This window comes from Chryseobacterium sp. UF-290, assembly GCF_058245615.1.
In genome coordinates this window covers 156588-172866 of the sequence record NZ_JBSICB010000005.1, presented here as the reverse complement: position 1 = coordinate 172866, position 16279 = coordinate 156588, and the positions used below count along the sequence as shown (strand labels likewise).

General features: G+C 37.1%; 18 protein-coding genes and 1 other RNA gene. 15 read left to right on the top strand and 4 right to left on the bottom strand.

What is annotated here, in order from left to right; all coding sequences use genetic code 11:
- Positions 1 to 148: 148 nt before the first annotated feature.
- From AC4IF5_RS07880 to AC4IF5_RS07865, 4 genes are all read left to right on the top strand, one after another.
- Positions 149 to 985 carry a 1,4-dihydroxy-2-naphthoyl-CoA synthase gene (locus AC4IF5_RS07880; protein WP_490733304.1) on the top strand — a complete coding sequence of 279 codons (837 nt, stop codon included), beginning with the start codon at positions 149 to 151 and terminating at the stop codon, positions 983 to 985.
- A 99-nt stretch (positions 986 to 1084) separates the two neighbouring features.
- Positions 1085 to 2014 (top strand): 1,4-dihydroxy-2-naphthoate octaprenyltransferase, encoded by a 930-nt coding sequence (gene menA, locus AC4IF5_RS07875; RefSeq protein ID WP_490733302.1) that lies wholly within the window; start codon positions 1085 to 1087, stop codon positions 2012 to 2014.
- Positions 2015 to 2030: 16 nt separating this feature from the next.
- On the top strand, positions 2031 to 2477 hold the full coding sequence (locus tag AC4IF5_RS07870) for an SRPBCC family protein (protein ID WP_490733300.1): 447 nt from the start codon (positions 2031 to 2033) through the stop codon (positions 2475 to 2477).
- 131 nt (positions 2478 to 2608) lie between these two features.
- The gene (locus AC4IF5_RS07865) at positions 2609 to 3295 is read left to right on the top strand and encodes a metal-dependent hydrolase (protein WP_490733298.1); all 687 of its coding nucleotides are present in this window, start codon (positions 2609 to 2611) and stop codon (positions 3293 to 3295) included.
- Positions 3296 to 3412: 117 nt separating this feature from the next.
- Here AC4IF5_RS07865 and ffs read toward each other — a convergent pair.
- Positions 3413 to 3510: signal recognition particle sRNA small type (ffs, locus tag AC4IF5_RS07860), an RNA gene on the bottom strand.
- A gap of 131 nt (positions 3511 to 3641) precedes the next feature.
- Here ffs and AC4IF5_RS07855 point away from each other — a divergent pair.
- From AC4IF5_RS07855 to AC4IF5_RS07810, 10 genes are all read left to right on the top strand, one after another.
- Complete coding sequence (locus AC4IF5_RS07855; protein ID WP_490733296.1) at positions 3642 to 4244, top strand: DUF4199 domain-containing protein; 603 nt, start codon at positions 3642 to 3644, stop codon at positions 4242 to 4244.
- Between the two features lie 15 nt (positions 4245 to 4259).
- The gene (locus AC4IF5_RS07850; protein ID WP_490733294.1) at positions 4260 to 5210 is read left to right on the top strand and encodes a glycosyltransferase family 2 protein; all 951 of its coding nucleotides are present in this window, start codon (positions 4260 to 4262) and stop codon (positions 5208 to 5210) included.
- A complete protein-coding gene (locus AC4IF5_RS07845; protein ID WP_490733292.1) occupies positions 5210 to 5602 on the top strand; it encodes a hypothetical protein in 393 nt (130 codons plus the stop codon). Before AC4IF5_RS07850 ends, AC4IF5_RS07845 begins: the two co-directional genes overlap by 1 nt.
- Before the next feature lie 317 nt (positions 5603 to 5919).
- On the top strand, positions 5920 to 6621 hold the full coding sequence (locus AC4IF5_RS07840) for a GIN domain-containing protein (RefSeq protein WP_490733290.1): 702 nt from the start codon (positions 5920 to 5922) through the stop codon (positions 6619 to 6621).
- A 252-nt stretch (positions 6622 to 6873) separates the two neighbouring features.
- A complete protein-coding gene (locus AC4IF5_RS07835) occupies positions 6874 to 8589 on the top strand; it encodes a phospho-sugar mutase (RefSeq protein WP_490733288.1) in 1716 nt (571 codons plus the stop codon).
- Between the two features lie 149 nt (positions 8590 to 8738).
- Complete coding sequence (locus AC4IF5_RS07830) at positions 8739 to 9992, top strand: pyridoxal phosphate-dependent aminotransferase (protein WP_490733286.1); 1254 nt, start codon at positions 8739 to 8741, stop codon at positions 9990 to 9992.
- Between the two features lie 98 nt (positions 9993 to 10090).
- Positions 10091 to 10813: a 3-deoxy-manno-octulosonate cytidylyltransferase gene (gene kdsB, locus AC4IF5_RS07825; RefSeq protein WP_490733284.1), complete on the top strand. Its 723-nt coding sequence runs from the start codon at positions 10091 to 10093 to the stop codon at positions 10811 to 10813.
- 131 nt (positions 10814 to 10944) lie between these two features.
- Positions 10945 to 11607 carry a histidine kinase gene (locus AC4IF5_RS07820; RefSeq protein WP_490733283.1) on the top strand — a complete coding sequence of 221 codons (663 nt, stop codon included), beginning with the start codon at positions 10945 to 10947 and terminating at the stop codon, positions 11605 to 11607.
- A 34-nt stretch (positions 11608 to 11641) separates the two neighbouring features.
- Positions 11642 to 12217 carry a glutathione peroxidase gene (locus tag AC4IF5_RS07815; protein WP_490733281.1) on the top strand — a complete coding sequence of 192 codons (576 nt, stop codon included), beginning with the start codon at positions 11642 to 11644 and terminating at the stop codon, positions 12215 to 12217.
- 71 nt (positions 12218 to 12288) lie between these two features.
- Positions 12289 to 12804, top strand: a complete 516-nt coding sequence (locus AC4IF5_RS07810; protein ID WP_490733279.1) for a VOC family protein — start codon at positions 12289 to 12291, stop codon at positions 12802 to 12804.
- Between the two features lie 43 nt (positions 12805 to 12847).
- Here AC4IF5_RS07810 and AC4IF5_RS07805 read toward each other — a convergent pair whose 3' ends face one another.
- A complete protein-coding gene (locus tag AC4IF5_RS07805) occupies positions 12848 to 13504 on the bottom strand; it encodes an NAD(P)H-binding protein (protein WP_490733277.1) in 657 nt (218 codons plus the stop codon).
- Positions 13505 to 13635: 131 nt separating this feature from the next.
- On the opposite strand from AC4IF5_RS07805, the gene AC4IF5_RS07800 reads away from it, so the two are divergent.
- Entirely contained in the window at positions 13636 to 13995 is a 360-nt protein-coding gene (locus AC4IF5_RS07800; protein ID WP_490733275.1) for an MmcQ/YjbR family DNA-binding protein, read from the top strand.
- A 200-nt stretch (positions 13996 to 14195) separates the two neighbouring features.
- Here the strand turns inward: AC4IF5_RS07800 and AC4IF5_RS07795 are convergent, their stop codons facing one another.
- Positions 14196 to 15248 carry an acyltransferase family protein gene (locus tag AC4IF5_RS07795; protein WP_490733273.1) on the bottom strand — a complete coding sequence of 351 codons (1053 nt, stop codon included), beginning with the start codon at positions 15246 to 15248 and terminating at the stop codon, positions 14196 to 14198.
- Positions 15232 to 16158, bottom strand: a complete 927-nt coding sequence (locus tag AC4IF5_RS07790) for a bifunctional riboflavin kinase/FAD synthetase (RefSeq protein ID WP_490733271.1) — start codon at positions 16156 to 16158, stop codon at positions 15232 to 15234. The genes AC4IF5_RS07795 and AC4IF5_RS07790 overlap by 17 nt, the downstream gene beginning before the upstream one ends.
- Positions 16159 to 16279 lie beyond the last annotated feature (121 nt).

The window sequence follows — 16279 nt, the reverse complement described above, 5'->3', positions numbered from 1 at the left end:
ATAAAAAAATGAAAAAAAGCTGTTTTTGTTGAAAATCCATCATCGGAAATCCATAATCCGGAATTTCTCTCTTTTCTGGATATGAACCTTAAATTTCACCCTCAGAAATTCTCTGTAATTCCGTATCTTTGAGAAAAATTTTTATCAGATGATCGAGTGGAAAACCGCTAAGGAATACGAAGATATTACCTATAAAAAATGTAACGGAGTAGCAAGAATTGCTTTCAACAGACCGGAAGTACGTAACGCTTTCAGACCTAAAACAACTTCAGAATTATATGATGCCTTTTACGATGCCTATGAAGACCCTTCCATAGGGGTAGTATTGCTTTCAGGAGAAGGACCAAGTCCGAAAGATGGTGGCTGGGCTTTCTGTAGCGGAGGTGATCAGAAAGCAAGAGGACATCAGGGATATGTGGGAGAAGATGGAAGACACCGTCTGAATATTCTTGAAGTTCAGCGTCTGATCCGTTTTATGCCGAAAGTGGTGATTGCGGTTGTTCCGGGATGGGCCGTTGGTGGCGGACACTCTTTGCACGTTGTCTGTGACCTGACACTAGCTAGTGAAGAGCATGCTATTTTCAAGCAGACAGACGCGGATGTTACAAGCTTTGACGGTGGTTACGGATCTGCTTACCTTGCTAAAATGGTAGGGCAGAAGAAAGCCCGTGAAATATTCTTTTTAGGAAGAAATTATTCCGCTCAGGAAGCTTTTGAAATGGGAATGGTAAATAAAGTGGTTCCTCATGCTGAATTAGAAGATACAGCTTATGAATGGGCTCAGGAAATATTAGCAAAATCTCCTACTTCTATCAGAATGCTGAAATTTGCCATGAACCTTACCGATGACGGAATGGTAGGACAGCAGGTTTTCGCAGGAGAAGCAACCCGCCTGGCTTACATGACAGAAGAAGCTAAAGAAGGAAGAAACGCGTTCCTTGAAAAAAGAAAACCGAACTTCGGGGATGATCAATGGATATCGTAAATATTGTACGGATGTATTTATGTAAAACGTATTAATGATATCAGTATCATTTTTCGTCATTTTACATAAATACATTCTACATGAATACAAGAAAATAATATGACTGATTGGATAAAAGCCGCAAGGCTCAGAACTTTACCGCTTTCCTTAAGCGGAATTATTATGGGAGCTTTCATTGCAAAATGGAGGCTTTACAGAGAAGGGGGCATCTGGGACTGGAAGATCTTTGCTCTGGCCCTTTTGGTTACTCTTTTATATCAGATTTTATCAAACTATGCCAATGACTATGGAGACGGGGTAAAAGGAACTGATGCCAAAAGGATCAATGAAGCGGAAGCAAGAGCCGTGGCATCAGGGAAAATCACTGCAAAGCAGATGAAAAACGCTGTTATTCTTTTCTCTGCACTGTCTTTCATTGCTACTGTTGCTTTATTATATGTTGCTTTCATTCCGGAATATATGAATGAATTCTATATTTTCATAGGATTGGGAGTAGCAAGTATTCTGGCTGCGATCGGGTATACCGTAGGTAAAAAACCTTACGGATACATGGGACTGGGAGATCTCTTTGTATTTGTCTTTTTCGGGCTTGTTTCTGTATGCGGAAGCTACTTTCTGTTTACAAAAACTTTCAGCTGGGATATGCTGCTGCCGGGAACTGCGATTGGAATGATGAGTATGGCGGTTCTGAACCTGAACAATATGAGAGATATCGAAAGCGATAAACTATCGGGAAAGAACAGCTTTGCATTAAGAATAGGATTCAAAAATGCAATGATCTACGAAATGATCCTGCTGCAGCTTCCATTGGTATTGATTCTTATATTTTTAGGAGTGAATGGATTTATACAGGCTCAAAACTATTACGCTTTCATTGTAATGATTCTGTTGTTTCCATTGGCAAAATTAAGAAGAAATATCATGTCGGTAAAAGAGCCGAAAGAATTAGACCAATATTTAAAGCAGGTTGGGATCATGACGTTCGTAATGGCTATTCTTACGGCAGCCGGACTGAATTTATTTAACTAAATCTAAAATATTAATCATGAATTCTAATGCCTGTGTTGAAGCTCAGATGCTTATCAGAAAACCGGTTGAAAATGTATTTGAAGCATTCATCAACCCTGAAATAACCACTAATTTCTGGTTTACAAAATCTTCCGGAAAATTAGAGGAAGGTAAAACGGTGACCTGGGAGTGGGAAATGTACGGAGTGAAAAACGTTGTGAAAGTACATCAGGTCATTCCGGACCAGCTGATCAAAACAGAATGGGGAGATCCTTCAGTGCATGCAGACTATGAATTTACAGCAATGGAAAACGGAACCCTTGTCGTCATTAAGAGCTATGGATTCAGCCAAACAGGCGAAGATCTTTTAAAAGTGATCAATGACAATACAGGAGGCTTTACCACTGTTTTGGATGGCTGTAAGGCGTATCTGGAGCATGGTATCAAATTGAACCTGATTGAAGATAAGTTCCCGTCAAAATAAGCTCGGTTTCTGAAAATATTTAAAACACAAATAACACGGATGTTTCCACGAATCTCACGACTATTTCTATCGTGTCATTTGTGAAGCTGTTTGAGTTATTTGTGTTTAACAATTTTAAAAATAAACTTACAATGAAAATACAATTTTTAGGACAAAATTGTTTCCTGTTTACCTACAAGGACAAGACAATTCTAAGTGATCCTTTCTACAACTACAAAAAAGCAGAATCAGGTTTTGATATTTCTGCTCAAAAAATTGATTATATCCTGCTCACTCACGCTCATGGTGATCATATTGCCGATGTTGCTGAAGTGCTTCAGCACTATCCTGAAGCGACGGTAATCGGTGTACCGGAAGTATGCGGTTACTTTAAGCAGGCTAAAAATACGGATGATGTGAACCTGGGAGGCTCTGCAAAAATTGACGATCTTAAAATTTCCATGGTTCCGGCTCACCATACCAGCTCTTTTCCGGATGGAAGCTACGGAGGCGTTCCTGTAGGATATATCTTCAGACTTCCTGAAGGTAAGAATCTGTATTTGGCCGGTGATACAGGAGTAATGGCTGATATGGAGCTGTTCCCGAGATTATACGGGAATATCGATCTTTCTATTCTTCCTGTCGGAAGCCATTATACAATGTGTCCCAGAAAAGCATCTTTTGCTGCTGCAGAATTGTTAAAGACGCCAAAAGTAATCGGATGTCACTTTGATACTTTCCCTGCGATCGAGATCAATCATGAAAGCGCATTACAGCATTTCGCGGATAAAAATGTAGAGCTTGTTTTACCAAAACTGGGTGAAACGTTCGAATTTTAGTGAATAACAGGAGCAGGGGTAATCTGAAAATTAGAAAAATGAAAATGATGCGTAAGGTATTAAAAACAAAAAAAGATAATTATCAAATTACCTCTCTTCTCACTTTAAACCAAAAAAAAATGGCAAGCTACCTAAATCACACCGCTACGACCGATTACCTTTGCTGCGTTCCCACCCTGGAGGATTCTCAGGAGCTGGTTGTTTAGGACTTGCCGTTGCAAAGGTAGGAATAATTTATTAACTTCAAAACTTTATTAAAGAAAATAAGTCGAAAAAATGCAGTAATAGAGCTAATCAGCTGAAATTTAGAGCAATAATTTTTCAACTTTTTTCTGAAAATTTAAACATGACGAAAAGTCCATCAACACTAGGAATTATACTTTTTATTGCTACAATGATCGTTTTCTTTGTAGTATATACTTTTTTTTCGGGAATCAATTATTTTGATATCTCACTGAAGGCCAACGCCTTTATTTTACCTGTTTTATATGCGGTAGCAGCATTTTGGTCTGTAAAATCGTACTGGAATACCCACAGAGAAGTAAAATTCAAGGAAGCTTTCAAAAGAGCATTCGTTCCGATGTTTATCGGGGGAATTCTTTCCATTTTCAGTATTTATGCTTTTTTAAATTTTGTAGATACTGATGCTAAAAAACTATTAAACTATCAATACGTTCAAAGACAAAAATCGGAACTGGATACAGAATATACCACTGCCAGAAAGATTTTAAAGCATCAGAAAGATATTGATGAGCTGGATCAGAAGTATCAGGAGAGGTTGCAGAGCTTTACTCCTGAGGCTGTAAAAGGAAAAGATATGCTTACTGCCAGTCATTTTTCAGGATATTTTGCAGCAATTCTTATATTTTACGTAGTTTTGTCGGTGTTTTTCGGAGCGTTTTTCAGAACAAGAACAATGCATCAACCTGAAGAAACAAATCAAGCCTAATTTTTATTACATTAAATGAATTTATCTATAGTTATTCCGCTGCTGAACGAAGAAGACTCTCTGGAAGAGCTTTTTTCAAGAATTGATAAGGTCTGCAGAACCAGCAATTTATCTTATGAGATCTGGTTCGTAGATGATGGCAGTACGGATTTGTCATGGAGTATTATTGAAAATCTAAAAGTACAGTACCCTCAGATTCATGCGATTAAATTTTCCAGAAATTACGGAAAATCCCAGGCACTTCATGCAGCCTTTGAAAGAACCAACGGTGACGTGGTAATCACCATGGATGCTGACTTGCAGGATTTCCCTGAAGAAATTCCTGAGCTGTACAATATGGTAACCCAGGATAATTACGATATCGTTTCCGGCTGGAAAAAGAAGCGTTTTGACAATGTGATGACAAAAAATATTCCGTCAAAACTGTTCAATGCCGCCGCGAGAAAGGTTTCAGGAGTCTATCTTCATGATTTCAACTGCGGTCTGAAAGCTTATAAAAGACAGGTCGTAAAATCGATCGATGTATATGGAGATATGCACCGTTATATTCCGGTATTGGCTGCCAATGCAGGCTTCAGAAGAATCACTGAAAAAGAGGTACAGCACCAGGCAAGACCTTACGGAACTTCAAAATTCGGGACGGAGCGATTTATCAGAGGCTTTCTGGATTTGGTAACCCTTTGGTTTGTAAGTCGCTTTGGAGGAAGACCAATGCATTTCTTCGGTGCGGTGGGAACCCTGATGTTTATTTTTGGTTTCCTTTCAGCACTTTGGTTGGGAATTTCAAAGCTGATCGATGTTTCGAGAGGAATTTACGGACATTTAATTACCAATAACCCTTGGTTTTTCATTGCTTTAACAATGATGATTATGGGAACATTATTGTTTGTAGCCGGATTCTTAGGGGAAATGATCATCAGAACTAACCGTGAGCATAAGAACTACAATATTGATGAAGTGATATAATGGAAGAGAAGTTACCCAAAATTTATTCTAAAAAAGCAATTTTAGGATTTTCTGTTTTTCTTTCCACACTCTTTGGAGGCGTTTTGCTGTTCCAGAATCTGATGGATGTCAACAAGAAGAAAGAAGCATATACCGTGTTGGGAATCTCCATTGTAATAACAATATTGACTGCCATTATTGTTAATATTCCGGAAAGCCCTAAAAGTGGACTTGCTTATGGATGTGGTGCTGCAGGAGGTAGTGTGCTTTCATATTATTTTGTCCCGAAATATTTTCCAAGCGAAGAGCAATATCCAAAGAAAGCACTGTGGAAACCTTTAATTATCGGAATTATTCTGGTAGCTATTCTTGTAACATTGGCCATTTATTCTGCTTCTGCTGAAACGCTATAACGAATAAATTATATCAATAACATATTAACACCTCATAAAGTATATCACTTTATGAGGTGTTTTTTTGGGTTCAACTGATATTATACACTTTTTGTCCTGATTATCCTGATGGAAACAACAATAGGCTTAAACCTGAAAAGAAAAAAAAATTGAATATGGTCAGGTATTTTATTGTCAAATGACAAAGTTTTTTAGAAATTTTAATCCTATTTTTGTTTTAAAATAGGATTGAAAGTTTCAACAGCAGGCATGAAAGCCGTTCTGAAATTTTTATCATGAAATCATTACAGCTGTAAATAGAATATTTAAAATTGAACATGAAAAAAGTATTGTACACATTGATGCTGGCTGCGGTAGTTTCCTGTGGAAAAGTTTCTCCAAAAGGAAATATTGAAAAGAAAGATGTGGATGTTTCAGAATTCGTTAATCTGGACCTGAAGGGTAAATTCCGTGTATTTTATGCCAGAGGCCCGAAAAATTTTGTAGAAATAGAAACTTACCCGAATGTTGCAGGGAACCTCGATGTGGATGTGAAAGACAAGACGCTTTTCATTAAAGAAAAAAGAGGAACTAAAGGAGTGGATTTTTACAATGTGACCATCTATTCAAAATATAACCTTGAAAAAGTAGCCGCTTCAGATTCGGTAGAAATGAATATCTCCAGTGAAATCAAAACTGATAATTTCAGGCTTAATCTGAAAAATTTTGCTACATTCATGGGATCTGTCAATACAAGAAGAGCAGAAGTGGATATGCAAAACCGAAGCCGGGCAAATTTTTTGGGACTTACAAAAGATGCGGTTATAAAGATCTCAGATACAGCAAGTCTGATTGCTCCTTACTGGAAAATCACCAATCTGAATATTGATTCCAAAAACGGAAACTATGCAGAAGTAAACGTAAAGGATTCCTTAAAAGGAAATATTCAGAATACAGCAAAGTTTATCTATTATAACGACCCGATCAGAGCGTTTAAAATAGAGAAGACAACAAAGGTTGAGAATAAAAAACTGGATTAGGAGGCTGGAAGAGGGGAGATGGAAGCTGGAAGTAATTTCAGTTTACCGAATTTCTTTTTCACTTTTTAGTCAGAAATAGAAAATTAAAATAAAAAGGTAGAAGTTTGAATTTGGGAATGAAAATCTTCCAACTCCCAGCTTCCCTCTTCCAGCCTTATTTAAAATAGAATAATAAATCAATAGCTGAAAGTTCGAAGTCGGGAAAAAAGTACTCCCATCTTCCAGCCTCCAGCTTCCAAACTAAACATAAATATGACAACACTGGAAAAAGCGAAACTTTGGTTAAATGATACCTTCGATAAAGAAACGAGAGAGGCAGTACAATTATTGATCGACAGCAATTCTCCTGATCTGGAAGATTCTTTCTACAGGGAACTGGAATTCGGGACCGGAGGGATGCGTGGAATCATGGGAGTAGGAACCAACCGCTTGAATAAATATACATTGGGGCAGGCAACCCAGGGACTTGCCAATTATATGTTGCAGCAATTCAAGGGAGAAGAGATAAAAGTGGCTATTGCTTACGATGTCCGTAATAACTCAAAAGAATTCGGGAAACTGGTAGCAGATGTTTTGACTGCCAACGGAATTAAAGTTTTGCTTTTCAAAGACCACAGACCTACTCCTGAGCTTTCTTTTACCGTTCGTGACAAAAAGTGTAATGGAGGAATCGTATTGACTGCTTCTCACAATCCACCTGAATATAATGGTTATAAAGTATATTGGAATGACGGCGCACAGATCGTTCCGCCTAATGATGAGGCTATTATCAAGGAAGTATATTCTGTAAAATTTGATGAAATTAAATTTAACGGAAATGATGATCTGATCGAATGGATCGGAGAGGAGCAGGACGATGTTTATATCGATGCATGTATTGAAAATTCTACCTATCAGAATGTTGGAAAAGAAAACCTGAACATTGTTTTCACTTCCATTCACGGAACAACCTATACAACCATTCCAAAAGCTTTGGAAAAAGCAGGATTTAAAAAAGTGGACCTTGTAAGGGAGCAGATGATCCCAAGCGGAAACTTCCCAACCGTAGATTCTCCGAATCCTGAAGAGCCGGCTGCCTTGGAAATGGCAATGGATCTGGCAAGAATTACCAATGCAGATATCGTAATCGGTACAGATCCGGATGGGGACAGATTGGGAATCGCCGTAAGAAACCTTGACGGTGAAATGCAGCTGCTGAACGGAAACCAAACCAATACCATCCTTACGTATTATATCCTTAATGAATGGAGAAAGCAGGAAAGGATCACAGGAAAAGAATTTATCGGTTCTACGATCGTTACTTCTGATATCTTCTTTGATATTGCGCAGAAATTCGGTGTGGAATGCAAAGTAGGTCTTACAGGATTCAAATGGATCGGAAAAATGATCCGTGAAGCGGAAGGAACACAGAAATTTGTGTGTGGTGGTGAGGAAAGTTTCGGATTTATGACGGGAGACTTTGTTCGTGATAAAGACTCTTGTGGAAGTATTCTTTTAGCTTGTGAAATTGCAGCCTGGTGCAAAGCCAACGGAAGAACGATGTATCAGTACATGATCGAGATCTATCAGGACCTTGGAATGTATTATGAAGGACTGATCAATATCGTAAGAAAAGGAAAAGAAGGAGCTGAAGAGATCCAGGATATGATGAAAAACTTCCGTGAAAACCCACCGAAAGAATTGGCAGGTTCATTAGTGGAAGAAGTGAAAGACTTTAAAGAACAGACAAGCCTCACCGTTTCAACGAACGAAAAGAAGGTAATGGATGATATTCCAAAGTCGAATGTATTGATCTATTACACGCAGGACGGAACGAAAGTTTGTGTAAGACCATCAGGTACAGAGCCGAAGATCAAGTTTTATGTTTCAGTAAAGGATTCAATCACTTCAGAAACGGACTTCAGAGACAAACTAAAATCATTGGAAGCTAAGATCGGTGCCGTTAAAACAGATTTAAAACTGGATTAGCTTGCTGATATATAAGCAAAATGATAAAAAATACCGCAAAAAAACTAAAGAACTAATAGCCGTTTTGATGCACATATGCCTGTGGATCAGAGAGAATAGAGAATTAATTTGAAAAGATAATATTAGTAAATTTTAAATAAAAAAATAAAGTGAAAGTTTCAAAATTAGCAGCGAACCTGATCGGTTCTGAAATTGTAAAAATTGGTAACGAAGTAAATGATCTAAAAGCAAAGGGAGCAGAAATTGCCAATCTTACTATTGGTGACCTGAATTCTAATATCTATCCTATTCCGGCATTGCTGAAGGAAGAGATTCAGAAAGCCTATCAGAATAACCTGACAAATTATCCACCTGCAAACGGACTTTTATCTTTAAGACAAGAGGTTTCCAAGGACTTAAAAAACAGATGGAACCTGGATTACGCCCCGAATGATATTTTGATTACGGCGGGTTCAAGACCATTGATCTATGCCGTTTACAAAACGATTGTAGATGAAGGAGATAAAGTAGTATATCCGACTCCTTCATGGAATAACAATCACTATGCTTACCTTACTTCAGCTAATGCTGTAGAAGTAAAAACAAAGCCTGAAACGAACTTCCTTCCAACGGCTGATGACTTAAGACCTCATTTGGACGGAGCTGTTTTATTGGCTCTTTGCTCGCCATTGAATCCTACAGGGACAATGTTTACAAGAGAGCAGCTTTCAGAGATCTGCGAACTGGTGATTGCTGAAAACCAAAAAAGAGGAGCAGATGAAAAACCGTTGTACCTGATGTATGACCAGATCTATTCTAACCTTACTTTCGGCGCAGAGCACGTGGATCCGGTTTCTCTTTTCCCTGAAATGAAGGAATATACGGTATATATCGATGGGATTTCCAAGTGTCTTGCAGCAACAGGAGTACGTGTAGGATGGGGGTTCGGTCCCGCTCATATCATTGATAAAATGAAAGCGCTTCTTACTCATGTTGGAGCCTGGGCACCAAAACCTGAACAGGAAGCAACAGCAAAATTCTATGAGAATCCTGAGAATGTAAATATTTTCGTAGAAGATTTCAAAGGAAAGCTGGAAGAAAGCCTAAAAGTTCTTCACGGAGGAATTCAGGATTTAAAAGGAAAAGGTCTTGCTGTAGACAGTATCGAGCCAATGGGAGCTCTTTACCTTACTATCAAACTTGATTATATCGGAAAAACAAAACAGGATGGAACTGTGATTGAAAATTCTTCAGATCTGGTATTTTATCTGATCAATGATGCAGGAGTTGCTTTGGTCCCATTCTCAGCATTCGGAGAAGAAAAATCTGAACCTTGGTTCCGTGCTTCAGTAGGAGGTCTTGCGATCGATGAGATCAAAGTGATGCTTCCGAAGCTGGAAAGTGCTTTGAATAATCTTAAATAATTTATCAATCTATCAATGTACCGGTGTAACAATTTTTAAGAATTTAAATTATTGATAAACCGGTACATTGTTATAATATTACATTGTAAAATTTAAGTATGAAAATAATCGCTGTCATTCCTGCACGTTATGAAGCAAGCCGCTTTCCGGGAAAGCTGATGCAGATCTTAGGAGAAAAAACAGTTATTACCACAACGTATCAGAATGTCGTGGAAACAGGACTGTTTGATGAAGTTTTTGTTGCTACGGATTCTGAGATCATCCTTAATGAAATTGTAAAGAATGGGGGAAAAGCTGTAATGACGGGACAGCATGAAACAGGAAGTGACCGTATTGCAGAAGCGGTACAGAATATTGACTGTGATATCGTGATCAATGTCCAGGGAGATGAACCTTTCCTTAAGCTGGAACCTTTACAGCAGCTGATCGGAGTCTTTAAAAATGATGATCAGCAGGAAATTTCATTAGCCTCTTTAAAAATAAAATTATCAGAAAAAGAAGAAATTGAAAACCCGAATAATGTAAAGGTCATTACCGATAATAATGGTTTTGCCCTATACTTCAGCCGGTCTGTCATTCCTTTTCACAGGGAAGCTTCCTATGATATAAGCTATTTTAAACATATCGGTGTTTACGCTTTCAGAAAAGAGGCATTATTACAGTTCTCAAAACTGGAAATGAAACCACTTGAAATTTCAGAAAAGATCGAGTGCATCCGCTATCTGGAATATGGAATGAAGATCAGAATGATAGAAACCAATTTCGTTGGGGTGGGTATCGATACTCCTGAAGATCTGGAAAAAGCCAGGAGGTTAATTTGAAAATTTGGAAATGAAGTAATTTGAAAATGAATGAAGCGAATTTGCAATTTTACGCTTTCGTTTTTTTCGCTTTCTTAGCCTTTTTGCATTTTACCTCAAATCCCCTTATATTTGAATTATAAATAAAATTAATGAAGAAGTTATTATTAGTATTCGGACTGATATTTTCACATTTAACATTTGCACAGACTGCAAAGGAAATTATAGATAAAAATATTGAACTATCCGGAGGGTTGACCAATTGGAAGCTTTTAAATTCAGTATTTCTTCAGGGAAAGGTGGTATTGGGGATCAAAGATGAATATCCGATAAAGATTTATCAGCAGCGTCCCAACCTTACCAAAACATTGATTACTACAGGTGGAAAAGAAACGGCCATTGAAGGTTTTGACGGGAAAAAAGGATATGCGATGAACTATGCAGCCAATAAACTTCAGGAATACCCTGAATACGTTCCTGAAAATTTTGATAACGACTTCATCGATTGGGAGAACAAAGGCTTTGAAGCTAAATACCTTGGAAAAGAAAAAGTAGGAGAGATCTACTGCCATAAAGTGGAACTTACCAAAAATGTCAATAAGAATATGTATTATTTTGATACGAAAACTTATATGCTTTTAAAGGAAATTAAGAAAGATGAAACGGTAATGTATTCCGATTATAAAAAAGTAGGAAATCTTATTATGCCTTTCAGGATTGAATCTTCAAGCCCTAAAAAAGACGGAGACTATGTGATGATATTCAACACAATTGATATCAATAAGGTCTTTCCTGCCAATATTTTTAAATTTTAATTGTGTGGCGCTACCACATAAAAATAGATAAGAAATGAAAAATATTTTTTTACTGCTGCTTTCCTTTATTGCGTTTCTGCAAAGCTGCACCAATCAAAAAAGCGAAATTTCTAAAGCTAAAACCCAAGAACTTATGGGAAAAACAATATATGATTTTACAGTAGAAAGCCTGGATGGTAAAGAAATCAATTTTGCTGATTTCAAAGGAAAAAAGATCCTGATCGTTAATACCGCTTCAGAATGCGGATTCACCTCTCAGTATGCAGATCTTGAGAAAGTATACGAACAGTATAAAGATAAGCTGGTAGTAGTTGGTTTCCCGGCTAATAATTTCGGGGGACAGGAACCTGGAACCAATACCGAGATCGGAGCATTCTGCCAGAAAAATTATGGAGTGACATTCCCGATGGCGGCAAAGGTTTCTGTAAAAGGAGATGATACGGCACCGATCTTCAAATATTTAACGGAGCAGGAACTGAACGGGGTAAAGAATACAACGATCCTATGGAACTTTACCAAATTCCTGGTAGATGAAAACGGAAAACTGATCGATACTTTTGTAAGCACTACAAAGCCTACAGATGAGGCTATTACAAAATATCTGAAATAAATATAAAAAAGTATATTTTTACAAAGTGGATGTTTTTCATCCACTTTTTTATTTTTAAAATAGATAAGCTTATGAAAAAAATAATTTTTACACTTTGCATTCTGGCCTCTTTCATATCAGGATTTGCTTTCAAAGCGGTTGCAGAAAAGAATTCTGATAATCTGAAAAGAGTAACAGGCATTGGCGGAATCTTTTTCAAATGTAAAGATCCTAAAATAATGAGAGAATGGTACAGGGATCATTTAGGTCTTACTACCAATGAATATGGAGCCGTATTTGAGTGGTACCAGGGGGCAGACAACTCTAAAAAAGGATTTAGCCAGTGGAGCCCCTTCAGTGAAAAAACAAAATATTTCCAGCCTTCAGAAAAAGATTTCATGATCAATTACCGGGTAGAAGACCTTGAAAAACTGGTTGAACAGTTAAAAAAAGAAAATGTGACCATCGTTGATAAGATTGAGACTTATGAATATGGAAAATTTGTACATATAATGGATGTTGAAGGAAACAAAATAGAGCTTTGGGAACCCAATGATATAGCCTATGAAAAATTAGGGCAAAGCATGGGGAGCAAAACCACAAAATAAGGTATACCAATTAAGTTTTGGTAAGATCTATCAGGTTATCAGCCTAATCATTGGTTTTTTCAGCAAAGCAGAAAATATTCCCAAGCTTGATACTTGAATAGCCATTGCTTTTTATTTTGGAAGAATTGATCATTGCTTTTGCAAGAATATCAGTAGGTAAGGGCTTCTGACTTTCCAGAAGTCCAAGCTTATTGGCAAACCTGATAATTCTGCTGCCCAGAACCTCACCGGTTCTTTCAGAATTTTTTCTTTCCAGCATCCCTGGCTTGAAGATGGTAATTTTATTAAAATGTAATTGTTTTACAGCTTCTTCCAGCTCGCCTTTCATTTTGGAATAGAAAATTTTAGATTGGGGATTGGCCCCATAAGCTGAAACCAGAATATAATCTTCCACATCATTATCTTTAGCTGCTTTTGCAAATTCATACTGATAGTCAAAATCTACTTTTTTCTGTGCTTCCTTACTTCCCGCATCCTTTAAAGTAGTTCCCAGACAGGAAAATGCAACATCTCCTTTCACCATTTCTTTCCATTCTTCCGGCTTTTCAAAATTAACTACATGTACTTTCAGTTTGTCATTTCTGATATCTACAGGCTTTCTTACAAAAATATCGACTTCCTCAAAATCCTTGTCATTGAGTAACTGATTGACTAAATCTTTTCCTGTAGCGCCCGTAGCACCGATTACTAAAGCTTTCATAACAATATGGTTTGATGTGATGATATTTTCTTTCTTAAATTTACTAAATTTGAATTAAAGATTAAAAGATTAAAGGATCTTATTAAACATCATTTTCAAATTATCTCATTTTCAAATTTTCAAATTGACCCATGGATGCCAACGAAATATTAGACTATTGCCTTGCTAAAAAAGCTGTTACAGAAAGCTTTCCCTTTGACAGTGAAACACTTGTGTTAAAAGTGGATACCAAAATGTTTTTACTGATGGCGCTTGAAAAGCAGCCTTTAACGATCAATGTAAAAACAGATCCAGAGTGGAGCGCGGAACTTCGTGAGCAATATCCTCAGATCACAGGGGCCTACCATATGAACAAGACCCATTGGAACTCTGTAATGGTAGATGGCCTGAAAAGAGATTTGGTTTTAAAGCTTATTGACCAGTCGTATGAGCTGGTTTTTAAATCTTTGACGAAGAAGGTTCAGAATGCCATTAACGATTCTTTCTCATGATTAAGGATGTCAGGTAAATAGCTGAATAACAATATTTAGAAGATCTATAGCACAAACCTAACAGGTTTTAAAAACCTGTTAGGTTTATTTTATTAGCGGAAGACATTCATTGGATCTGTCTAAAATTCAATTATACTTCCTAACTTTTGAGCCTGATCCTCAGTAAGGATAAAAGTATTCATTTCATAGCTAAAACAATACTATCTCATCTGAGGCAGTTCTTTTTTAGCAACCAGGTCCTTATATCGCAGCGCTTTCTTTTCAATCAGGTGCCATGAAAGATATCCGAGTAAGAATGATAGCATTAAAGAGAATATCATTAACGGAACAGTATCCAGTTTAAAGAAATACATAAGGGTTTGCTGTATCGGAAAAGAATAAATATAAACTCCGTAAGAAATATCTCCCAGTACATCCCCAACTTTGTTGATATACATCGTTGAATTCTTACCAATCAGGATTACCAGTACAGGCAGGGTAAAAAAGCAGGTGTAACCGAATATTTTTAAATATATACTTCCGATAAGAACGATAAAAGCAGCTGGAATCAATAAAATCTCTGTTTTTTTGCTGATATTCAAATAGGTCAGCAGCATTCCGGCTGTGAAAAAGCACATTAGGTCATAGAAGTTGTTGCTGCCCAATCCAATCTTTGAAAAAATTCCACTGAAAAAATAAGGATTAAAAACAGCCAAAGCATAGCTGGAGATAAACAGCAGAATGATAACTGCTTTAAGGAAAGATTTCTGGCGTATGAAAAATAACAGAGAGACCATAATATACATACTGAATTCATAGCATATGGTCCATAAGCTTCCGTTAATGCTTCCTTTGTACGGATTATTTTCAAAAACACCTTCTATTTTAGACTGCAAGAAAAATAAACTTAGGTTGTGTGGAATATACGTATATACGGAACTGTTTTTCCAGTAAGGAATAGCACTTTCATAGACTGCCGGTGCCAGCAGGACCGTAAGGAGCAATACGACAAACAATGCAGGGAAAAGCCTTAAAACTCTTTTCCAGTAATAATCAGAAAGGTTTTTACAACGCAGAAGACTTTTAAAAATCAAATATCCGGAAATAATAAAAAAACCTTTGACTCCCATATATGAAAAGGGCATCTGGCTGAAAGTAAGCCGGGACAAAAAGTCAGATTCAGAGGCTCCGGACAAAGGGTAGGAGTGAGTAATAACAACAAAACTTGCAAAAATAAGCCTGAGAAAATCGAAATTATTACTCCTTGAAATCATAGTTTTCTGTAATCTTTTTATCAAGGTCCAGTCTTTCAATCAGTTTGTCAAGACCTTCAAATCTGATCTCTTCGTGAAGAAAATCTCTGAACCTTACTGTTATTTTTTCATCATAAATATCACTGTCAAAATCCAGAATATAGACTTCAACCGTTAGTTTTTCTCCGTTTACTGTTGGGTTGGTACCGATGCTCAGCATTCCTTTGTACTGCTGACCTTTTACAAGAACTTCAACGATATAAGCTCCCTTTTTAGGTAAAAGTTTGATGGATTCCGTATCAATATTGGCGGTTGGATACCCGATCGTTCGCCCGATCTTCTTTCCATGAACAACCGTTCCGGAAACAGAGTAGGAGTATCCCAACATTTCGTTGGCCTCTTTTATATTCCCGGTTAAAAGAGCATTGCGCACTTTCGTTGAGCTGATGTTATTTTCATGGATATTGATCGCTTCCATCTGTTCTACTTCAAAATCAAGTTCTTTAGACAGCTTTTGAAGCAGTTCAAAATTACCGCTTTTATTTTTCCCGAAAGAATGATCATATCCTATAATAAGGTATTTTACATTAAGCTTGTCAATTAAGATCTGGCGTACAAATTCTTCTCCGGTCAGGTTTCTGAATTCTTCATCAAATTCTTTCAGGAAGAGATTATCGATATTGTATTTTTCTATCAGCTCCTTCTTTTCCTCAATGGTATTCAGAAGCTTCAGATCTTCATGAGGATTAAAAACAAACCTTGGATGAGGCCAGAAGGTAAGAATTGCAGTTTCCAGATTATTTTCTGTACCTACGTTGATCAATTCATCAATAATACTCTTGTGTCCCAGATGTACTCCGTCAAACATACCTAAAGACAGTGCTAAAGGCTTTTGAGAGGAATAATCTGTAAAATTCTTGAAAACTTTCAAAACGGAAAAATTTTGATTGCAAATATAGATATAATGTAACAATCTATCAATATAACAATGTATCAATATTTTTGGATGGAAAATAGGGTTGTCAGATTGGTAAACTGCTGCATGGGTAAAT

Excerpts from the sequence above, each read along its gene's own strand:
- AC4IF5_RS07880 (WP_490733304.1), top strand. The coding sequence starts at position 149 with ATGATCGAGTGGAAAACCGCTAAGGAATACGAAGATATTACCTATAAA.
- menA (WP_490733302.1), top strand. The coding sequence starts at position 1,085 with ATGACTGATTGGATAAAAGCCGCAAGGCTCAGAACTTTACCGCTTTCC.
- AC4IF5_RS07870 (WP_490733300.1), top strand. The coding sequence starts at position 2,031 with ATGAATTCTAATGCCTGTGTTGAAGCTCAGATGCTTATCAGAAAACCG.
- AC4IF5_RS07865 (WP_490733298.1), top strand. The coding sequence starts at position 2,609 with ATGAAAATACAATTTTTAGGACAAAATTGTTTCCTGTTTACCTACAAG.
- AC4IF5_RS07855 (WP_490733296.1), top strand. The coding sequence starts at position 3,642 with ATGACGAAAAGTCCATCAACACTAGGAATTATACTTTTTATTGCTACA.
- AC4IF5_RS07850 (WP_490733294.1), top strand. The coding sequence starts at position 4,260 with ATGAATTTATCTATAGTTATTCCGCTGCTGAACGAAGAAGACTCTCTG.
- AC4IF5_RS07845 (WP_490733292.1), top strand. The coding sequence starts at position 5,210 with ATGGAAGAGAAGTTACCCAAAATTTATTCTAAAAAAGCAATTTTAGGA.
- AC4IF5_RS07840 (WP_490733290.1), top strand. The coding sequence starts at position 5,920 with ATGAAAAAAGTATTGTACACATTGATGCTGGCTGCGGTAGTTTCCTGT.
- AC4IF5_RS07835 (WP_490733288.1), top strand. The coding sequence starts at position 6,874 with ATGACAACACTGGAAAAAGCGAAACTTTGGTTAAATGATACCTTCGAT.
- kdsB (WP_490733284.1), top strand. The coding sequence starts at position 10,091 with ATGAAAATAATCGCTGTCATTCCTGCACGTTATGAAGCAAGCCGCTTT.
- AC4IF5_RS07820 (WP_490733283.1), top strand. The coding sequence starts at position 10,945 with ATGAAGAAGTTATTATTAGTATTCGGACTGATATTTTCACATTTAACA.
- AC4IF5_RS07815 (WP_490733281.1), top strand. The coding sequence starts at position 11,642 with ATGAAAAATATTTTTTTACTGCTGCTTTCCTTTATTGCGTTTCTGCAA.
- AC4IF5_RS07810 (WP_490733279.1), top strand. The coding sequence starts at position 12,289 with ATGAAAAAAATAATTTTTACACTTTGCATTCTGGCCTCTTTCATATCA.
- AC4IF5_RS07805 (WP_490733277.1), bottom strand. The coding sequence starts at position 13,504 with ATGAAAGCTTTAGTAATCGGTGCTACGGGCGCTACAGGAAAAGATTTA.
- AC4IF5_RS07800 (WP_490733275.1), top strand. The coding sequence starts at position 13,636 with ATGGATGCCAACGAAATATTAGACTATTGCCTTGCTAAAAAAGCTGTT.
- AC4IF5_RS07795 (WP_490733273.1), bottom strand. The coding sequence starts at position 15,248 with ATGATTTCAAGGAGTAATAATTTCGATTTTCTCAGGCTTATTTTTGCA.